Raw genomic sequence first — 19053 nt, 5'->3', positions numbered from 1 at the left:
CAGATTCTGGTGCTATAAACCTGCCGTATCGATACCGTATTCCTGCAGTTTATACATCAGGGCGCGTCGACTGATGCCTAACATCAGGGCGGCGCGGGTGCGGTTTCCTTCATGTTGTTCAAGCACCTCGATAATGATCCGCTTTTCTTCGCGTTTAATCTCTTCTTTCAGATTGCGCTCACTGGGCTGCGTGGCTTTTATCTCGCTGCCACCACTCACCGGCTGGCGGAGCGGGGCGGGCAGATCTTCTGCAAAAATGACGGCACCGGTATTCATCACCACCGCCCGTTCAATGACGTTCGAGAGTTCGCGGATGTTTCCGGGCCAGGGCCAGGTAGTAAGCATTGACATGGCCGCCGGATCGATCTCAATAATGTCACGCTGATTTTCCGAACTGAATTTCTGCAGGAAGTGGTTAGCCAGCAGCGCAATGTCTTCCCGTCGTTCGCGCAGCGGGGGAAGTTGCAGATGAATCACATTCAGACGGTAGAACAGGTCTTCACGGAAAGCGCCTTCTTTCACCATCGCATGGAGATCCCGGTTGGTGGCGGTGACGATGCGGATATCCACCTGAATCGTCTGATGCCCGCCCACGCGTTCGAATTCCCGCTCCTGTAGGATGCGCAACAATTTTGCCTGGAGCACCAGCGGCATTTCGCCAATTTCATCGAGCAGCAGCGTTCCCTGATGGGCGCGTTCGAACAGCCCCTGACGCTGAGTTTGTGCGCCAGTGAAGGCCCCTTTTTCATGACCGAACAACTCGCTTTCCAGCAGTGACTCCGGTAACGCGGCGCAGTTGATTTTGATAAACGGACCGTTTGCCCGGCGCGAGTTGTAGTGAATGGCACGCGCAATCAACTCTTTGCCGGTGCCGCTTTCACCACTGATCAGGACGTTGGCCTGTGACAGGGCAATTTTCGCCGTGTCTTTGCAGATATCCATCATCCGTGGGCTGTTGGTCAGAATATGTCCCCATTGCCAACTGGTGCTCAGAGCCTGATGCAGGCTGCGGATCTCCTGTTTCATCGCCTGCAGCTGCAGGGCGCGTTGGATCAGTAAATTCAGTTCATCGAGATCGAAAGGTTTGATCACGTAATCAAACGCCCCGCTGCGTAACGCTTCGACGGCAGTTTCGACTTCGGCGTAAGCGGTCATCAGGATCACGGGGATGCGTGGTTGCTGAGTGCGCATGACTTTCAGGGCGTCAATCCCGTTCATTTCCGGCATGCGGATATCCATCAGCACCACATCCGGCGGGGCGTCGGCAAAGCGCTGCAACGCTTCCTCCCCGTTGCTGGCACAGTGCGTTTCATGCCCCTGTAGCGAAAAGGCGGTGGTAAGCATGCGACGAACGTTATCTTCGTCATCCACAATCAGGATACGGTAGCGGGTTTTCATACTGACAAGTTTCCCTGTGGGTTGATCGGTAAAATAAGGGTAAACGTCGCGCCACATCCGGGTATGCTGGCAACGCGAATATCGCCCTGATGGGCATTGATAATGCGCTGGCTGAGCGCGAGTCCAAGCCCCGTGCCAGAGGCTTTGGTCGTAAAAAAGGGATCAAAGATCTTTTTCTGTAGCGCGATATCGATCCCACAGCCGTTATCTTCAATCATGACGGCTTGTTGTGTGGCGGAGTATTGCCAGGTGCGAATGCGGATTTCGCCGCGTGCGCTGATGGCCTGCACGGCATTTATCAGAATATTGAGGATCACCTGTTTTAACAGTTCACGATCGGCAACGATGGCTGGCAGCCCTTTATCCTGTTCGACGTTGAACGCGATCCGCGCCTGTACGCCGGAGGTTTGTACCAGAATCAGCGTCTCTTCGATCAGCGAATTGAGCAGTACTTGCTGCCACTGGCTTTGTCGTGGTCGGGAAAAATCCAGCAACTGTTGAATGACACGATTAATAGAATCAATTTCTTTCAGCACCACGGACAGATATTCCTGATGTACCGGCAGGCTGGTTTGCTGACGAATGATCTGCACATAGCCACGGATGGCGGTGAGCGGATTACGCACCTCATGCGCTACCCCGGCCATCAGTTCACCCAGCGTGGCGAGTCTCTCGGTTTGCGCCAGACGACGCTGTGTCTCTTTGCGTGCGGTCAGATCGGAAAAAATCACCAGCGCTCCGATCAGTTCACCATCAGGGTTATGGATCCGGCTGGTGGTGACGCTGAGTTCAATGGTGCGATCACGCGCCGGAAAGCTAACTTCCTGTGCCAGATGCTCCGTCCCGTGCGCCAGGGTATCGAGAACCGGGCTGGCAAAATGAGGGTCGGAGAAGAGGGTGGCATAGGGGCGACCGACCAGTTCATTGAGCGTATAGCCGGTAATCATTTCTGCCGCAGGGTTCATGGTGGTGACATCGCCCTGTCTGTCGATTGCGATCACCCCGTCGGCGGCGTTTTCAATGATCAGATCGTTAAGGGTTTTGGTTTCACGCAGCGTTTGCGCCAGTGCGTTAACGCTGCGGCTAATTTGCCCCAGTTCGCCAGGCAGATTGGGAAGTTGTGCCGGCGTTTTCTGCGCCAGCGTCGACAGACCGTCCGTGATGATGTCGATATTGGCGCTAAGGCGTCGGGAAAACAGCACGATCAAGAGCAGGCTACAGAGCAGACCTGCCGCCAGCACCGCAATGATGCGCACATCCATCCTCCACGCCTGACGCTGGATATCTTCCGTCAATTCATTCGCCCAGATGTAGCCCAGCACGTCGCCATCCCGGGTGATGGGGATCATGGAGTTAAGAATATCGCCGCGCACCTGGCGGCCGGAAAAGACGACCGGGGCATTGCTGCGCATCACTTCGCGTCCGGGGTGATCGGCAGCAATCGTCACGCCAACGTTATTTTGGTACAGCGCGGAAGGGGCGTAGGTCACAATCGCATCCAGCGCTTTGTTATAGTAGCCCGCCCCAATGCCCGGAAACGCCTGGGTGATCCGCTCGGTGATGGGGCCGAGTTCGGCATTCAACGCCTGAATACGTTCGTCCCGCGGCAGCGCCGTAAAATGGGTAAAGCGATCGCCCAGCGCCTGATCGAGCAGGTGTACAACGGCAGATAATTTTTTCTCTTTTTCAGATAAGACTGCTGACCGTCCTTCGGTTTCTACGATATAACCAATCGATAGCGTCGGCACGATGACCATCAGGATCGCCATCAGGATCATCTGATTGCGTAAGCGTCGCGGGTATAACCCTCTCAAAAAGCGCATGCTGGCATCCCTGTGACCCATTTTCTGACAAACGCCAATTATCGGGGGTTGCGGCAACGGTTTCTCAGCGGTGTATCATATTCCCGCAAACGCAGGCGCGGGCATTGCGACGCCGCGCATTTACCGCTACCTTAACCACACTCCATTTATCGCCTGAGGCGGAGCTTCGCCCTTTTGAAATACCTTGCATCCTTTCGCACGACCCTGAAAATCTCGCGCTACCTGTTCAGAGCGTTGGCGCTGTTGATTTGGCTGCTCATTGCCTTTGCCTCGGTGTTCTACATCGTGAATGCCCTGCATCAGCGGGAGTCTGAGATCCGCCAGGAGTTTAACCTCAGTTCCGATCAGGCCCAGCGTTACATTCAGCGCACGTCGGATGTGATGAAAGAACTCAAGTACATCGCGGAGAATCGCCTGACGGCGGAGAACGGCGTGTTGTCTTCGCGGGCGCGTGACGATAAAACCGAGGTGCCGACCTTTCAGCCGCTGTTTGCCGATTCCGACTGCGCGGCAATGGGCAACGCCTGGCGCGGATCGCTGGAGTCGCTGGCGTGGTTCATGCGCTACTGGCGTGACAACTTTTCCGCTGCGTACGATCTGAATCGTGTTTTTCTCATCGGCAGCGATAACCTCTGCATGGCGAATTTCGGCCTGCGCGATATGCCCGTCGAGCGCGATAACGCGCTGAAAACGCTGCACGAGCGGATTATGAAGTACCGCAATGCGCCACAGGATGAATCCGGAAACAATCTCTACTGGGTGGCGCAGGGGCCGCGTCCGGGGATCGGCTATTTCTACGCGCTGACGCCGGTTTATCTGGCAAATCGCCTGCAGGCGCTGTTGGGCGTTGAACAGTCCATTCGGATGGAAAACTTCTTTACGCCGGGCAGTCTGCCGATGGGCGTGACCATTCTGGATGAAAATGGGCATGCGTTGATTTCACTGACCGGGCCGGAGGGCACCATCAAGGCGGAACCTCGCTGGATGCAGGAGCGCTCCTGGTTTGGCTATACGCCGGGCTTTCGTGAGCTGGTGCTGAAGAAAAATCTGCCGCCGTCTTCGTTAAGCATTGTTTATTCCGTTCCGGTCGATCTGGTGCTGGAACGGATCCGGATGCTGATTCTGAATGCCATTCTGCTGAACGTGCTGGTGGGCGCGGCGCTGTTTACCCTCGCGCGGATGTACGAACGACGGATCTTTATTCCGGCGGAAAGTGACGCCCAGCGTCTGGAAGAGCATGAGCAGTTTAACCGTAAGATTGTCGCGTCCGCGCCGGTCGGGATTTGTATTCTGCGCACCGTTGACGGTATTAACATCCTCAGTAACGAGCTGGCGCACACCTACCTGAACATGCTCACCCATGAGGATCGACAGCGGCTGACGCAAATCATCTGTGGGCAGCAGGTGAACTTTGTCGATGTGCTGACCAGCAATAACACCAATTTGCAGATTAGCTTCGTCCATTCTCGCTATCGCAATGAAAACGTGGCGATCTGCGTGCTGGTGGATGTCTCCGCCCGCGTCAAAATGGAGGAGTCGTTGCAGGAGATGGCGCAGGCGGCTGAACAGGCGAGTCAGTCGAAATCGATGTTCCTGGCGACCGTCAGCCATGAGCTGCGCACCCCGCTGTATGGCATCATCGGTAACCTCGATCTGCTGCAAACCAAAGAATTACCAAAAGGGGTCGATCGCCTGGTGACGGCGATGAATAACTCCTCCAGTTTGCTGCTGAAAATCATCAGTGACATTCTCGACTTCTCGAAAATTGAATCGGAGCAGTTGAAAATTGAGCCGCGCGAGTTCTCGCCACGTGAGGTGATGAGCCACATTACCGCGAACTATCTGCCGTTGGTGGTGCGCAAGCAGCTCGGGCTGTACTGCTTTATCGAACCGAATGTGCCGGTTGCGCTTAATGGCGATCCGATGCGCCTGCAGCAGGTGATTTCTAACCTGCTGAGCAATGCGATTAAATTCACCGACATGGGCTGCATTGTGCTGCATGTCAGCCGCGACGATGATTATCTCAGCATCCGGGTGCGGGATACCGGCGTCGGGATCCCGGCGAAAGAGGTGGTGCGCTTGTTCGATCCGTTCTTCCAGGTCGGTACGGGCGTGCAGCGCAATTTCCAGGGTACGGGGCTGGGACTGGCGATTTGTGAAAAGCTGATCAGCATGATGGATGGTGACATCTCGGTCGATTCCGAGCCAGGGATGGGTAGCCAGTTTACGGTGCGTATTCCACTGTATGGCGCGCAGTATCCGGCGAAAAAAGGGCTTGATGGACTTGCCAGAACACGCTGCTGGCTGGCGGTGCGTAATGCTTCTCTGTGCCAGTTTGTGGAAAACAGCCTGACGCGTAACGGTGTCGAGGTGATGCGTTATGAAGGGCAGACACCGGCGAGTGACGACGTGTTGATCACCGACGATGCCCTGGAACAGCCGTGGCAGGGGCGGGCGGCGGTGATTTTCTGTCGGCGCCATATTGGCATTCCACTGGAAAGGGTGCCGGGTGAATGGGTGCACAGCGTGGCGTCGCCGCATGAACTGCCGGCGCTGCTGGCCCGGATCTACCGTATTGAGCTGGACGATGAGGCGCTCTCCTCCGCATTACCGGCCCCGGAAAAAGCGGCGGCCACCAATGATGACATGATGATCCTGGTGGTTGACGATCATCCGATTAACCGCCGCCTGCTGGCCGATCAGTTGGGATCGCTCGGATATCAGTGCAAAACTGCCAATGACGGCGTGGATGCCCTGAACGTGCTGAGCAAAAACCATATCGATATCGTGCTGAGCGACGTTAACATGCCGAATATGGATGGCTATCGTCTGACGCAGCGCATACGTCAGTTGGGGCTGACTTTACCGGTTGTTGGGGTGACGGCCAACGCCTTAGCCGAAGAGAAGCAGCGCTGTCTGGAGTCGGGGATGGACAGTTGTCTGTCGAAGCCGGTTATGCTGGATGTTATCCGGCAGACGCTGGCGGTGTATGCGGAGCGGGTCAGGAAAACGCGAGGGTAAAAATGCCGGATGGCGGCTTTGCCTTATCCGGCCTACAGAACGTGTATGTTTTCCGTAAGTAGGCCTGATAAGCGGAGCGCCATCAGGCATTTTGCAACTGAAAGAGGAATTAGTCTTTATCTGCCGGGCTCAGGGTCACGGAAGAGAGATAGTTCAGCAGTGCAATATCGTTTTCAACGCCCAGTTTCATCATCGCTGATTTCTTCTGGCTGCTGATGGTTTTGATACTGCGGTTCAGCTTCTTGGCGATTTCAGTCACCAGGAAACCTTCGGCAAACAGACGCAGAACTTCACTCTCTTTCGGAGAGAGACGTTTGTCACCGTAGCCGCCCGCGCTGATTTTTTCCAGCAGGCGAGAGACGCTTTCCGGGGTGAACTTTTTGCCTTTCTGCAGCGCTGCCAGCGCTTTCGGCAGGTCTGTTGGCGCGCCCTGTTTCAGGACGATCCCTTCGATATCAAGATCCAGCACCGCGCTCAGGATTGCCGGGTTATTGTTCATGGTCAGAACAATGATCGACAGGCTCGGGAAATGACGCTTGATATATTTGATCAGAGTGATCCCATCGCCGTACTTGTCGCCCGGCATAGAGAGATCGGTAATCAACACGTGTGCATCTAATTTTGGCAGGTTGTTGATCAGTGCTGTGGAGTCTTCAAATTCGCCAACAACATTCACCCACTCGATTTGCTCAAGTGATTTGCGAATACCGAACAGTACAATCGGATGGTCATCGGCAATAATTACGTTCATATTGTTCATGTAAAGGCTACCTTGCTACAGCAAGCTCTTGACGTAGGCGTCAATGTCGCTGATGTATTTTTCTATTCCTGGAGCATCTTTCTCACGAATCAGATGTTCCAGCGTTTCACATAACTGCTTGCCGGGTACCAGATTTAGCATGGCAAACACGCCTTTCAGGCGGTGAGCCGTTTGGGCTAGCGCAGCAAAATCGCTGATTGCAGCCTCAGTATACAACCTCTTAACATCATCCGGTACTGTGTCTACAAATAGTGCGTAATAACCGCTGGCATGAAGTTCGGCGTTTTCATTACCTCCCAGAGGGGATTCCGGGATTGCTTCCTGCGCCAGTTGCTCTTCAATTAGTTGTAGTACAGCTTCCTGCATAGCGTTGCTCATATTAAAGTTGACGCGAAGCTGGCCAGGGCCAATTTTCCGCACGCCTGACTCATCATCGCTTAAAAGCAAGCCGGAGGCAGTAAGATTAGACGGATTATCAGTTAAAAAGAGATCATATTCTTGACTTATGAGTCTCTCATCCGGGGTGATGCAGGTTGCTCCCCAGTTTTCCAGTTGGCGAAGCACGATGTTGCGCACCTCGTTAGAGGTCACGTCGATCATTACGCTGACATCATCCAGCAGACGCTCTTCGTCTTCTTTATGCTGGTCGAGCGGCGTCATTTTAACATGGACTGTATAGCGTGTACCCAGCGCATCTCGCGCTTTTATGCTCAAATGTCCGCCAAGTTTACGCGCCAGCTGGTCGCATAACCAAAAGGCAAGCGGATTGGCGTTGCCGTAACGGTCTTTCTGCGTCTCACTGATGAACGGGAAATGCAGGTTGTCGATTTCGCTTAACGTCACGCCTTCGCCGGTATCCAGAATGCGGAACGTCAGGCGCTCGGCCACCGATTCATCCTGATCCACCTCGAGCGTGATTTTGCCAATCTGGGTGGTTGTTACGGCGTACTGCATCAACAGCAGTAAGATCCGTCGCAGTGCATCGCGATCGCCATGTCGTTCGTCGTTAGCCTTCAGATGGTTGTTAATGAGCAGTTGTAGCCCTTTACGCTTCATCGCGGGCAGCACTTGCGGGACGACTTCGTCAATCAGCGCCTGAACCGAGAAGAGGGTCGGCTCGCTCTTCCAGCTGTCACTTTCCAGCATATTTGCCAGCTGAATTTCATCAATCATACGGACCATCACGTCAGCATGATTCGCCAACTGCTGGGCATCCGGCGTTTGCAACTGGGCAACCTCTGCCGCCAGCGTTTTGACCGGCTCTTTTAACGCCTCGCTGATGTTTTGCATAAAGGCGACGCGGCCCTGCTGATTTTTTTCGTATAACCGCTGTGCCTGTTTAAGCTTTTTGTTCACCAGTACTTCACGATCCTGGTCGCGGATAATAAAGATCTGAGTACGCGGGGCGACCTGGCTACGGAACAGGCGAATCTCATACAGCTCGTTATTGACGGTTGCCTGGATCACGCCCTGATGCTGTTCCGCCATGCTGGTGATATTTTGCAGATTCAGATGCGGCAACAGATGGTCGGCAATTTTGTTACTCATCACCGTGCGGTTCGCTTCCTGATCATGCACCAGCAGACCCAGCGGCAGTAGGGAAACAATCTCTTCGTTAATCGCGCGCAGAATACGTAGCTCATTATTCGCTGCGGTATTCGGCGCGACTTCCGTTGTGCGTCCAGGCTGGTTACGAAAGGTGGTATAGCCAAACAGCGCGAGGGCCAGCAGGCCGATATTCAGCAACAGCGGCAACAGGATGTTTTGCAGCGTATCGAGCAGCAGGGTGCCAAACGGCACCTGCCAGACCAGGCGCATTCCCGTCGAGTTCAGCGCCGACGAGATTTCAATTTTCGAACTGTTAAAGCTGATACTTACGCTGTCGGGTGATTCTTTATCTGCATTGCGTGCGCTGACGGGTGTCGTGTCAGGCTCAAGACGGAAGCTGTCCAGCGGCATGCCGGGAGGAATTAAGTCATTGATGGGCAGATCAAATGCGACAACGGTCGCCAGGTGTCCCGGCTGGTTAAAGGTGGTTCGCAGCGTAAAATAGTGGCCGTTTTGCCATGCCAGTCGACGCAGCGATGAGAAACTTTCCCGTTCGTCCAGCGCATTGGCCTGCTGGAGCATCTCCGCCCGACGGGAATCGACAATACTGCCGATGGTCGACTCTTTAAATCCCGAAGAGAGATCTTTTAACGGCAACGTCGAGATGAGCGTCAGGCTGTTATCCTGCCCGTTGAGATAATACATGGACCACGGCACCGTCTCCGCGCCCCACAGCGTGTCGAGGTAGGACGAGATGCGCTGCGTCATTTCCAGCGTTGAACTGTCGTGCGAGCCAAAGATCAGCGCTTCGGTTTTACGCCGCGGTTTTTCAAGATAGTAAACGTCCTGTTTCAGGCGCGTTTCCTGCAATCCTTCGCTGCTTGAGGGATTCGTGGTCGCGGCGATGTTGTCATAGATTTGCCAGGTCGCGTAACGCCAGGTATCGATCCGCTTATGGATTGCATGGGTGATATCGACGATTTGATAGCTCTTATCTTTCAACCAGGCGTTAACCGCGCTTTGCACCATCACGCCCATCGTCACCAGCAACACAATGATCAGTAATAAAAAGAAACGGGTAATGCTTCCCGGCAGGAGGGAAAATCGGGACGTAGCCGTTGTATCAGACTGACTCATTCGTGGTTATGACCTGTAAAACAACGCAGAAGGTGAAAGGGCAGTATAAAGGGTACGGTGTGAATTTCCACACTCTCTACTCATTGATGTTCTGCATTTTTTGCCAAAAAGAATTCATCAGTTAAATGGCGTAAAAGTGTACAGACCCACCAGAGGCGTACAAATATTGCCCGTTCAATGAGAAGAAATAGCACGAAATAACAAGAAATCGGTTTCTGATATCAGTCAGTGACTGAATGAAGGTAAATAGTTAATAGTTGTTATTATTTTTGTGCGGTAGCACATAAAGCGAAAGTAAGTGTAAAGAAGGGTAAAAAAAAACCGGACGCATCGCATCCGGTTGAAATAGGGGTAAACAGACATTCAGAAATGAATGACGGTAATAAATAAAGTTAATGATGATAGCGAGAGATATTTTAGTGATGCATGACGATTTTGTTTTGTCATTCAGTGCTATCAAATTTACTTATGTAATTAGTTGTTTTTTATGGTGTTTTTATATTTCTTGAGTGATCGTGCTTATTTTTTATCTTTTTGAAGCAAAAAAAAAGTTCCCTCGTATTTACATTTTGAAACACCTATGTGGATAAATGAAACATCTTAAAAGTTTTAGTATCATATTCGTGTTGGATTATTCTGCAATTTTGAGGAGAATGAACTTGCCGACTGGTTAATGAGGGTTAATCAGTATGCAGTGGCATAAAAAAGCAAATAAAGGCATATAACAGAGGGTTAATAACATGAAAGTTAAAGTACTGTCCCTCCTGGTACCAGCACTGCTGGTAGCAGGCGCAGCAAATGCGGCTGAAATTTACAACAAAGACGGCAACAAATTAGACCTGTTCGGTAAAGTCGACGGTCTGCATTATTTCTCCGATGATAAAAGCGCTGATGGCGATCAGACCTATATGCGTATCGGCTTCAAAGGTGAAACCCAGGTTAACGATCAGATCACCGGTTACGGCCAGTGGGAATATCAGATCCAGGGTAACGCGCCTGAATCCGAAAACAACTCCTGGACTCGTGTCGCATTCGCAGGTCTGAAATTCGGCGATGCCGGTTCTTTCGACTACGGTCGTAACTACGGCGTTGTGTATGACGTCACGTCCTGGACCGACGTCCTGCCAGAATTCGGTGGGGATACCTACGGTTCTGACAACTTCATGCAGCAGCGTGGTAACGGCTTCGCGACTTACCGTAACGCTGATTTCTTCGGTCTGGTTGATGGCCTGAACTTTGCCCTGCAGTATCAGGGTAAAAACGGTAGCCCGTCTGGTGAAGGTGCTGATGGCTTAGCTTACACCGGCGTGACTAACAACGGTCGTGAAGCTCTGCGTCAGAACGGCGACGGCGTTGGCGGTTCCGTAACTTATGACATCGGTGAAGGCTTCGGTCTGGGTGCGGCAGTGAGCAGCTCCAAACGTACTGATGAGCAGAACAAAGCGGCTTATCTGGGCAACGGCGATCGCGCTGAAACCTACACCGGCGGCCTGAAATACGACGCTAACAACGTTTATCTGGCAGCACAGTACACCCAAACCTATAACGCAACGCGTGTAGGCGGCGAAGGTTGGGCAAACAAAGCGCAGAACTTCGAAGTGGTTGCTCAGTACCAGTTCGACTTCGGTCTGCGTCCGTCCGTTGCTTACCTGCAGTCCAAAGGTAAAAACCTGGGGACTCTCAACGGTCGTAACTACGACGATGAAGATCTGCTGAAATATGTTGATGTAGGCGCAACCTACTACTTCAACAAAAACATGTCCACCTACGTTGATTACAAAATCAACCTGCTGGATGACAACAGCTTCACTCGTGATGCCGGTATCAGCACCGACGATATCGTTGCACTGGGTCTGGTTTACCAGTTCTAAGTTTGCTTAATGTCGATAAAAGGCCCTGCGGGGCCTTTTTTTGTGTGGTTTTACGGCGTACAACCGCCGGTTTTTGGTGTACTCTTGCGCCTCTTTCGCAGGAGGACAATCACGTATGGAAATGAACATTGCTCGTGTGGCCTTATTGGCGGCGACGATCTTTTTTACCGGGTGCGATAACGCGCCGGACGCAGCGAAAACGCCTGTCGCGGCTCCGGTCGTGCTGGAAGGGAAAACAATGGGCACCTTCTGGCGCGTGAGCGTGGTCGGAGTCGATGCCAAGTCAGCATCGGCGCTACAAACGAAAATTCAGACGCAACTGGATGCTGACGACCAACTGCTCTCCACTTATAAAAATGATTCGGCGCTGATGCGATTCAACCAGTCGAAAAGTCTTTCTCCCTGGCCTGTCAACGAGGCCATGGCGGACATTGTTACCTCCGCGCTGCGCATTGGGCAAAAAACGCAGGGGGCAATGGACATCACCGTCGGGCCGTTGGTGAATTTGTGGGGATTTGGCCCCGACAAGCAGCCGGTCCAGATCCCGACGCAGGCGCAAATCGATGCGGCAAAAGCCAACAGCGGGTTGCAGCACCTGACGGTGATCAACCAGGCGAAACAGCAGTACCTGCAAAAAGATCTGCCGGATTTATTTATTGATCTCTCCACCGTCGGCGAAGGTTACGCCGCCGACCACCTGGCGCAGTTGATGGAACGGGAAGGTATCGCCCGCTATCTGGTCTCTGTCGGCGGGGCGCTGAACAGTCGCGGGATGAACGCTGAAGGGCATCCGTGGCGGGTGGCGATCCAGAAGCCTACCGACCGTGAAAATGCGGTTCAGGCGGTGGTGGATATTAACGGGCACGGTATCAGTACCTCCGGCAGCTATCGCAACTATTACGAGCTGAATGGCAAACGCCTCACTCATGTTATCGATCCGCAGACGGGACGCCCCATTGAGCACAATCTGGTGTCAGTAACGGTGATAGCGCCAACGGCGCTGGAAGCGGATGGCTGGGATACCGGGCTGATGGTACTCGGCACGGAGAAAGCCAAAGAGGTCGTACGCCGGGAAGGGCTGGCGGTGTACATGATCATCAAAGAGGGGGAGGGATTCAAAACCTGGATGTCTCCGCAGTTTGAAAGTTTCCTCGTCCGTGAACAAAATTAGAAAGCAAGATTGCGGGTTTTCGTGTGATGGGTTTCGGACACACTGCCGCTAAGCAGGCACTATGCTTAACGAAGGAGTCCAGTATGAAAAATTCTCTATGCGTAAATGACGATCAGCGCTGGCAGTCGGTGTTAGAACGCGATTCTGATGCTGACGGACAGTTTGTCTTTGCGGTGCAGACGACCGGCATCTTTTGTCGACCTTCCTGCACGGCAAAACATGCGCTGCGTAAAAATGTCCGCTTCTTTCCCGACGCGCAGGCCGCGTTGATGGCCGGGTTTCGCCCGTGTAAACGCTGTCAGCCGGATAAAGCCAACGCCCGGCAGCATCGGCTGGATAAAATTACGCTTGCTTGTCAGCTTCTGGAGCAGGAGAACCCCATCACGCTCGATGCGCTGGCTGAACAGGTGGCGATGAGTCCGTACCATCTGCATCGCGTGTTCAAAGCCACGACCGGGATGACGCCAAAAGCGTGGCAGCAGGCGTATCGCGCCCGCCGCCTGCGCGACGCCCTGAGTCACGGCGAAAGCGTGACGCAGGCGATTCTGAATGCCGGATTCCCGGATAGCAGCAGCTACTATCGTAACGCCGATGCGACGCTTGGGATGACGGCAAAGCAGTTCCGTCGTGGCGGTGACAAGCTGGCGGTGCGCTATGCACTGGCGGATTGCTCGCTTGGGCGTTGTCTGGTGGCGGAAAGCGAGCGGGGGATCTGCGCCATTTTGTTAGGGGATGACGATGCGGCGCTGATGGCTGAACTGCAGACGTTGTTCCCGGCCGCTCAGGCTCAACCCGCCGATGCCGTATTCCAGCAGCGTATTCACCACGTTATCGCCAGTATTGACGGGCGTGACGTCGCGCTGTCGTTGCCGCTGGATATTCAGGGTACCGCATTTCAACAACAGGTCTGGCAGGCGCTGCGGGCGATCCCTTACGGTGAGACCATCAGTTACCAACAACTGGCAAAAGCCATCGGTAAGCCGAACGCGGTTCGTGCCGTCGCCAGCGCCTGTGGCGCGAATAAACTGGCGATCGTCATTCCTTGTCACCGCGTTGTGCGGGGCGACGGTTCGCTTTCCGGCTATCGCTGGGGCGTGTCGCGTAAGGCGCAAATCCTGCGACGAGAGTCGCCAGATAAGGGGGCATAATGCTCGATCTGTTTGCCGATTCGCAGCCCTGGCAGGAACCGCTGGCACCCGGTGCCGTCATTTTGCGCCGCTTTGCCTTCAGCACAGCGCTGCAACTGGTACAGGAGATTGAGGCGGTCGCCCGTCGGTCGCCGTTTCGCCAGATGATCACCCCTGGCGGTTACACCATGTCGGTGGCAATGACTAACTGTGGACGGCTGGGCTGGACGACCGACAGCCATGGCTACCTCTATTCGCCGATCGATCCGTTGACGGGGCTCGCCTGGCCGGATTTTCCGCCGTCTTTCCTGAGGTTATGTCAGCAGGCGGCAACGGCGGCAGGCTATGCGGATTATCAGCCGGACGCCTGCCTGATCAACCGCTATGTCCCTGGCGCAAAGCTTTCGTTGCATCAGGATAAAGACGAGCCGGATCTGCGGGCGCCGATTGTTTCTGTTTCGCTGGGATTACCGGCTGTCTTTCAGTTTGGCGGCCTGAAACGTAGCGATCCGCTGACGCGCGTTCTACTGGAGCACGGCGATGTGGTGGTTTGGGGCGGTGAATCGCGCCTGTTTTACCACGGTATTCAGCCGCTGAAGGCCGGGTTCCATCCGGCGACCGCCGACTGTCGTTACAATCTGACTTTTCGCCAGGCGGGTAAAAAAGAATAAAAATAAGAATTATTATTGCTGAACGCGTTGAGACGTTTAAACTGCGGGCTGTTATTCCTTGTCCGGGTTGTATGAATGGAACTACTTCTTCTTGTCTGGCGGCAGTATCGCTGGCCATTTATTAGCGTGATGGCGCTCAGCCTCGTCAGCGCGGCGCTGGGGATTGGCCTTATCGCTTTTATCAATCAGCGTCTTATTGAGACTGCGGATCCCTCTCTGCTGGTTTTACCGGAATTTCTGGGGCTACTGTTACTGCTGATGGCGGTGACGCTGGGTTCACAACTGGCGCTCACCACGCTGGGACACCACTTTGTCTTCCGTCTGCGCAGTGAATTCATCAAGCGTATTCTTGATACGCACGTGGAACGTATTGAACAACTGGGCAGCGCCTCTCTGCTGGCCGGGTTGACCAGCGACGTGCGTAATATCACCATCGCTTTTGTTCGTCTGCCTGAACTGGTGCAGGGGATTATTCTGACCGTCGGTTCGGCGGCGTATCTGGCGATGCTGTCGACTAAAATGCTGTTGGTGACAGCTATCTGGATGGTGATCACTATCTGGGGCGGTTTTATGCTGGTGTCGCGGGTTTACCGGCACATGGCGACGCTGCGCGAAACCGAAGATAAGCTGTATAACGACTATCAGACGGTGCTGGAAGGGCGCAAAGAGCTGACGCTCAACCGCGAGCGAGCAGAGCATATCTTCAACAACCTCTATATTCCGGATGCCAAAGAGTATCGTCACCACATTATTCGCGCTGATACCTTCCACCTCAGCGCCGTAAACTGGTCGAACATTATGATGCTCGGCGCGATTGGCCTGGTGTTCTGGATGGCAAACAGTCTCGGCTGGGCGGATACCAACGTCGCGGCTACCTACTCCTTAACGCTGCTGTTCCTGCGTACGCCGCTGCTGTCGGCGGTGGGAGCACTCCCTACGCTGCTGACGGCGCAGGTTGCTTTCAACAAGCTGAACAAATTCGCGCTGGCGCCGTTTAAAGCGCAATTCCCGCGCCCGCAGGCGTTCCCGGGATGGAAAACCCTCGAACTGCGTAACGTCATGTTCCACTATCAGGACAACGCGTTCTCCGTGGGGCCGGTGAATCTGACGATTAACCGCGGTGAGTTGCTGTTTTTAATCGGCGGTAACGGCAGCGGAAAATCGACGCTGGCGATGCTGCTGACGGGGCTGTACCAGCCGCAATCCGGGGAGATCCTGCTGGACGGTAAGCCTGTCATCGCCGAAAAGCCGGAAGATTATCGCAAGCTTTTTTCAGCGGTGTTCACCGACGTCTGGCTGTTTGACCAGTTGCTGGGACCGGAAGGCAAACCGGCCGATCCTGCACTGGTTGAGAAGTGGCTGGAGCAGCTGAAAATGGCGCACAAACTGGAACTGAGCGATGGCCGGATCCTGAATCTGAAACTGTCGAAGGGGCAGAAAAAGCGCGTGGCGCTGCTGCTGGCGCTGGCGGAAGATCGCGACATTATCCTGCTCGATGAGTGGGCGGCCGATCAGGATCCGCATTTCCGCCGCGAATTTTACCAGGTCTTGTTGCCGCTGATGCAGGAGATGGGGAAAACCATTTTCGCCATCAGTCACGACGATCACTATTTTATTCACGCCGATCGTTTGCTGGAAATGCGTAACGGACAGTTGAGTGAACTGGTGGGCGATGAGCGTGATGCTGCGTCACGCGATGCGGTCGCGCGCACGGCCTGATTCATCTGACCGTTGTCCCGATGGCGCAAGGCTTTTCGGGGCAACGGTTGTTTTTTTATCCATCTGACACCCCCGTTTATTGTTATTTACAGAACCTCGCGCCATGCTTAATGGCATCTCGTATCATGGATTTATGATTAATGTTCGCAAAACACCAAAACAGCGCAAGGCTGCGCGATGAAGAGCGTGCGCGGCTGATCTGGCTGCTCACCACCGATAAAGCCGTTGTTTCCACCCTGTTAGGCAAGCTCACCCTGGCTGAGCAATATGATGTCGGAACGCTATCCGACGATATTGCTGAGGTAGGCGCGCTGGTCGAGCATCTTCCACCACCTGACCTGGCGGATACCCTTGAAGCGCTCCCGTCAGAAGAACGTCACGCCCTCTGGCGGCTGATCGAAAGCGAAAAGCGCGGTTACGTCCTGCTCGAAGCCTCGGAAAATGTCTGGGACGACCTGATCGATGAAATGACCGACCGGGAGCTACTTGAGGCGCTGCAATATCTCGATATCGACGAACAGATTTACCTGGTGCAGCACCTGCCACGTAACCTCACAGGCCGGTTACTGGCGACGCTGCCGCCCGAAGAACGGGCTCGCGTGCGTCAGGTCATGCATTACGAAAAGAATCGCGTCGGCGCGATCATGGAGTTCGAGGTTATTACCGTCCGACCGGACGTGACGCTGGAAGTGGTGCAGCGCTACCTGCGTCGTCTGGGCAAGATGCCGGAAAACACCGATAAACTGTTCGTCACCCGCCGCGACAAAACGCTGGTCGGCGAGCTAACCCTGACCTGTATTTTGCTCAATGATGTGCAGCGCAAAGTCAGCGAGGTGATGGATGACGATCCGCTGACCTTCGCCCCGGAAGATAAAACGGAAAATGCGGCGCGAACCTTCGAACGTGACAACCTGGTCAGTGCGGCGGTGGTCGATCCTGCCGGTAAACTGATGGGGCGCTTAACGATCGACGAGATCGTCGACGTGGTGTATGAAGAGACGGACACCGATCTGCGTCGGATGGGCGGGTTAAGCGCCGAAGAGGACGTTTTTGCCCCCGTTCCCAAAGCGGTGAAAACGCGCTGGGCGTGGCTGGCTATCAACCTGTGTACTGCGTTCGTCGCCTCCCGCGTGATTGATGGCTTTGAGCACACCATTTCACAGCTGGTGGCGTTAGCGTCGCTGATGCCCATTGTCGCCGGGATCGGCGGGAATACCGGCAATCAGACCATCACCATGATTGTTCGGGCGCTGGCGTTACAAAACATCCAGCCGGGCAACCTGACGTTTCTTATTCTGCGCGAGATGGGGGTGGCGTTGGTCAATGGTCTCGTCTGGGGCGGGATTATGGGCGGAATCACCTGGTGGCTGTACGACGACATGGCGCTCGGCGGGGTGATGACCCTGGCAATGATGCTGAACCTGTTAATGGCGGCGCTGATGGGGGTCATCATCCCGATGACGATGGTGAAGCTCGGGCGCGACCCGGCGGTCGGCTCGAGCGTGATGATCACCGCGATTACCGATACCGGCGGGTTCTTTATTTTTCTTGGGCTGGCGACGCTGTTTCTGATGTAGCGCGTCGTTTACGCTTCACGACGCGAGGCAGTAATCCCATCGCTACCACTCCGGCAACCACGCCAATCGCCAGGTTGCCGGTGGAGACCGTTGCGCCAACGGTAATGACCATCACCAGCGTTTCCACCACGGGCAGTGTCGTCAGGGTGGCGGGCCGGATGCTGTGCCAACTGAACGTTTTCACTGCCACAATCACCATGATCCCGGCCAGAACCGACATCGGGATTTTCGCCATCACGTCGCTTAGCGCAGTGACCAGCAGCAGTAAAACCAACCCGGCAGCAATCGTCGACACGCGGCTGCGGCCTTTTCCCATCTCCACGTTTACGATGGTCTGGCCGATCATTGCGCAACCGGCAATGCCGCCGTAAAAGCCCGCCAGAATGTTGGCGAACCCCAGACCCGCGCTTTCACGATTTTTGTTCGACGGCGTGACCGTCAGGTCATCAACCAGTTTTGCCGTCAGCAGCGACTCCATCAGGCCCACGAAGGCGATACTCAGTGCGCAGGGCCAGATAATTGTCAGCGTTTGCAGATTCAGCGGCACCAACAGCTGCGTCAGTCCCGGTAGTCCGCCGCTCATTGCGCCTTCATCGCCGACGGTCGGCAGCAATTGCCCGCTAGTTGCGGTAAACAGCGTCAATAAAACAATGGCAATCAGCGGCGCAGGAATGCTTTTAATCACCCGCGGCACCCACAACACAATGAGCAGCGTTAAGGAAAACAGTCCCCAGATGAGTGGACTTTTGCTCCAGAAATGAGGGACCTGGGCGAAGAAAATCAGAATACCGAGGGCGTTCACAAACCCGGTCATGACGGCGGCGGGAATAAAACGCATCAGGCGCGCCATCCCGGTAACACCAAACAGAATCTGGATAAATCCGGCTAACACGACCGCCGGCAGAATGTACTGTACGCCATGCTGGTGCACCATCGGGCCTATCACCAGCGCAACGGAACCGGCAGCCGCTGTGACCATCGCCGGGCGACCGCCCATGAAAGACATTGCCAGACAAAGAACCACGGAGGCGATCAGGCTGACTTTCGGGTCAACACCGGCAATCACCGAAAAGGAGATCACTTCCGGGATCAACGCCAGCGCGGTGATCACCCCTGCCAGCGTTTCACGTACCAGCAGACGTGGGGCGCGAAGAACACCACTGACAGTGTGTTCCGCTGCCAGGGCAGGAGACGAAGGGGTTACAGACATATTTACTCTCAGGTCGGAAA

Annotated in this window: 12 protein-coding genes; 7 read left to right on the top strand and 5 right to left on the bottom strand. The window is 54.5% G+C overall.

Annotated features, from left to right (window positions below):
* Nucleotides 1-12: 12 nt before the first annotated feature.
* Nucleotides 13-1398 (bottom strand): acetoacetate metabolism transcriptional regulator AtoC, encoded by a 1386-nt coding sequence (atoC, locus tag AL479_RS01270; RefSeq protein WP_061074763.1) that lies wholly within the window; start codon nt 1396-1398, stop codon nt 13-15.
* Nucleotides 1395-3221 (bottom strand): two-component system sensor histidine kinase AtoS, encoded by a 1827-nt coding sequence (gene atoS, locus AL479_RS01265; protein WP_061074762.1) that lies wholly within the window; start codon nt 3219-3221, stop codon nt 1395-1397. The genes atoC and atoS overlap by 4 nt, the downstream gene beginning before the upstream one ends.
* Nucleotides 3222-3395: 174 nt before the next feature.
* Here atoS and rcsC point away from each other — a divergent pair, with 174 nt between their 5' ends.
* Nucleotides 3396-6242 carry a two-component system sensor histidine kinase RcsC gene (gene rcsC, locus AL479_RS01260; protein ID WP_061074761.1) on the top strand — a complete coding sequence of 949 codons (2847 nt, stop codon included), beginning with the start codon at nt 3396-3398 and terminating at the stop codon, nt 6240-6242.
* Between the two features lie 109 nt (nt 6243-6351).
* On the opposite strand, the gene rcsB is transcribed toward rcsC, so the two are convergent.
* Both rcsB and rcsD read right to left on the bottom strand, forming a co-directional pair.
* Nucleotides 6352-7002: a response regulator transcription factor RcsB gene (rcsB, locus tag AL479_RS01255; RefSeq protein WP_001061917.1), complete on the bottom strand. Its 651-nt coding sequence runs from the start codon at nt 7000-7002 to the stop codon at nt 6352-6354.
* Nucleotides 7003-7017: 15 nt separating this feature from the next.
* The gene (gene rcsD / locus AL479_RS01250; protein WP_061074760.1) at nt 7018-9687 is read right to left on the bottom strand and encodes a phosphotransferase RcsD; all 2670 of its coding nucleotides are present in this window, start codon (nt 9685-9687) and stop codon (nt 7018-7020) included.
* A gap of 740 nt (nt 9688-10427) precedes the next feature.
* Here rcsD and AL479_RS01245 point away from each other — a divergent pair.
* The 6 genes from AL479_RS01245 to mgtE all read left to right on the top strand — a co-directional run bounded on the left by AL479_RS01245 (nt 10428) and on the right by mgtE (nt 17823).
* Nucleotides 10428-11558, top strand: coding sequence for a porin OmpC (locus tag AL479_RS01245; protein WP_061074759.1), 1131 nt, complete (start codon nt 10428-10430; stop codon nt 11556-11558).
* A gap of 115 nt (nt 11559-11673) precedes the next feature.
* On the top strand, nt 11674-12729 hold the full coding sequence (gene apbE, locus AL479_RS01240) for an FAD:protein FMN transferase ApbE (protein ID WP_061074758.1): 1056 nt from the start codon (nt 11674-11676) through the stop codon (nt 12727-12729).
* A gap of 83 nt (nt 12730-12812) precedes the next feature.
* The gene (gene ada / locus AL479_RS01235; protein ID WP_061074757.1) at nt 12813-13877 is read left to right on the top strand and encodes a bifunctional DNA-binding transcriptional regulator/O6-methylguanine-DNA methyltransferase Ada; all 1065 of its coding nucleotides are present in this window, start codon (nt 12813-12815) and stop codon (nt 13875-13877) included.
* A complete protein-coding gene (gene alkB / locus AL479_RS01230; RefSeq protein WP_061074756.1) occupies nt 13877-14527 on the top strand; it encodes a DNA oxidative demethylase AlkB in 651 nt (216 codons plus the stop codon). The genes ada and alkB overlap by 1 nt, the downstream gene beginning before the upstream one ends.
* A 75-nt stretch (nt 14528-14602) precedes the next feature.
* Nucleotides 14603-16246 (top strand): multidrug ABC transporter permease/ATP-binding protein, encoded by a 1644-nt coding sequence (locus AL479_RS01225; protein ID WP_061074755.1) that lies wholly within the window; start codon nt 14603-14605, stop codon nt 16244-16246.
* A gap of 140 nt (nt 16247-16386) precedes the next feature.
* Entirely contained in the window at nt 16387-17823 is a 1437-nt protein-coding gene (mgtE, locus tag AL479_RS01220) for a magnesium transporter (RefSeq protein WP_105291711.1), read from the top strand.
* Here the strand turns inward: mgtE and AL479_RS01215 are convergent.
* Nucleotides 17786-19033 (bottom strand): SulP family inorganic anion transporter, encoded by a 1248-nt coding sequence (locus tag AL479_RS01215; protein ID WP_061074754.1) that lies wholly within the window; start codon nt 19031-19033, stop codon nt 17786-17788. The genes mgtE and AL479_RS01215 overlap by 38 nt on opposite strands.
* Nucleotides 19034-19053: the final 20 nt, after the last annotated feature.

It is taken from the genome of Citrobacter amalonaticus (assembly GCF_001559075.2).
GTDB lineage: Bacteria > Pseudomonadota > Gammaproteobacteria > Enterobacterales > Enterobacteriaceae > Citrobacter_A > Citrobacter_A amalonaticus_F.
This window is presented reverse-complemented; position numbering and strand designations above follow the sequence as displayed.

What these genes read in the sequence shown, in the direction of transcription:
- rcsB (WP_001061917.1), bottom strand. Translation starts at nt 7,002, where the DNA reads ATGAACAATATGAACGTAATTATTGCCGATGACCATCCGATTGTACTG.
- mgtE (WP_105291711.1), top strand. Translation starts at nt 16,387, where the DNA reads ATGTTCGCAAAACACCAAAACAGCGCAAGGCTGCGCGATGAAGAGCGT.
- AL479_RS01225 (WP_061074755.1), top strand. Translation starts at nt 14,603, where the DNA reads ATGGAACTACTTCTTCTTGTCTGGCGGCAGTATCGCTGGCCATTTATT.
- rcsD (WP_061074760.1), bottom strand. Translation starts at nt 9,687, where the DNA reads ATGAGTCAGTCTGATACAACGGCTACGTCCCGATTTTCCCTCCTGCCG.
- atoC (WP_061074763.1), bottom strand. Translation starts at nt 1,398, where the DNA reads ATGAAAACCCGCTACCGTATCCTGATTGTGGATGACGAAGATAACGTT.
- ada (WP_061074757.1), top strand. Translation starts at nt 12,813, where the DNA reads ATGAAAAATTCTCTATGCGTAAATGACGATCAGCGCTGGCAGTCGGTG.
- AL479_RS01245 (WP_061074759.1), top strand. Translation starts at nt 10,428, where the DNA reads ATGAAAGTTAAAGTACTGTCCCTCCTGGTACCAGCACTGCTGGTAGCA.
- AL479_RS01215 (WP_061074754.1), bottom strand. Translation starts at nt 19,033, where the DNA reads ATGTCTGTAACCCCTTCGTCTCCTGCCCTGGCAGCGGAACACACTGTC.
- alkB (WP_061074756.1), top strand. Translation starts at nt 13,877, where the DNA reads ATGCTCGATCTGTTTGCCGATTCGCAGCCCTGGCAGGAACCGCTGGCA.
- apbE (WP_061074758.1), top strand. Translation starts at nt 11,674, where the DNA reads ATGGAAATGAACATTGCTCGTGTGGCCTTATTGGCGGCGACGATCTTT.
- atoS (WP_061074762.1), bottom strand. Translation starts at nt 3,221, where the DNA reads ATGCGCTTTTTGAGAGGGTTATACCCGCGACGCTTACGCAATCAGATG.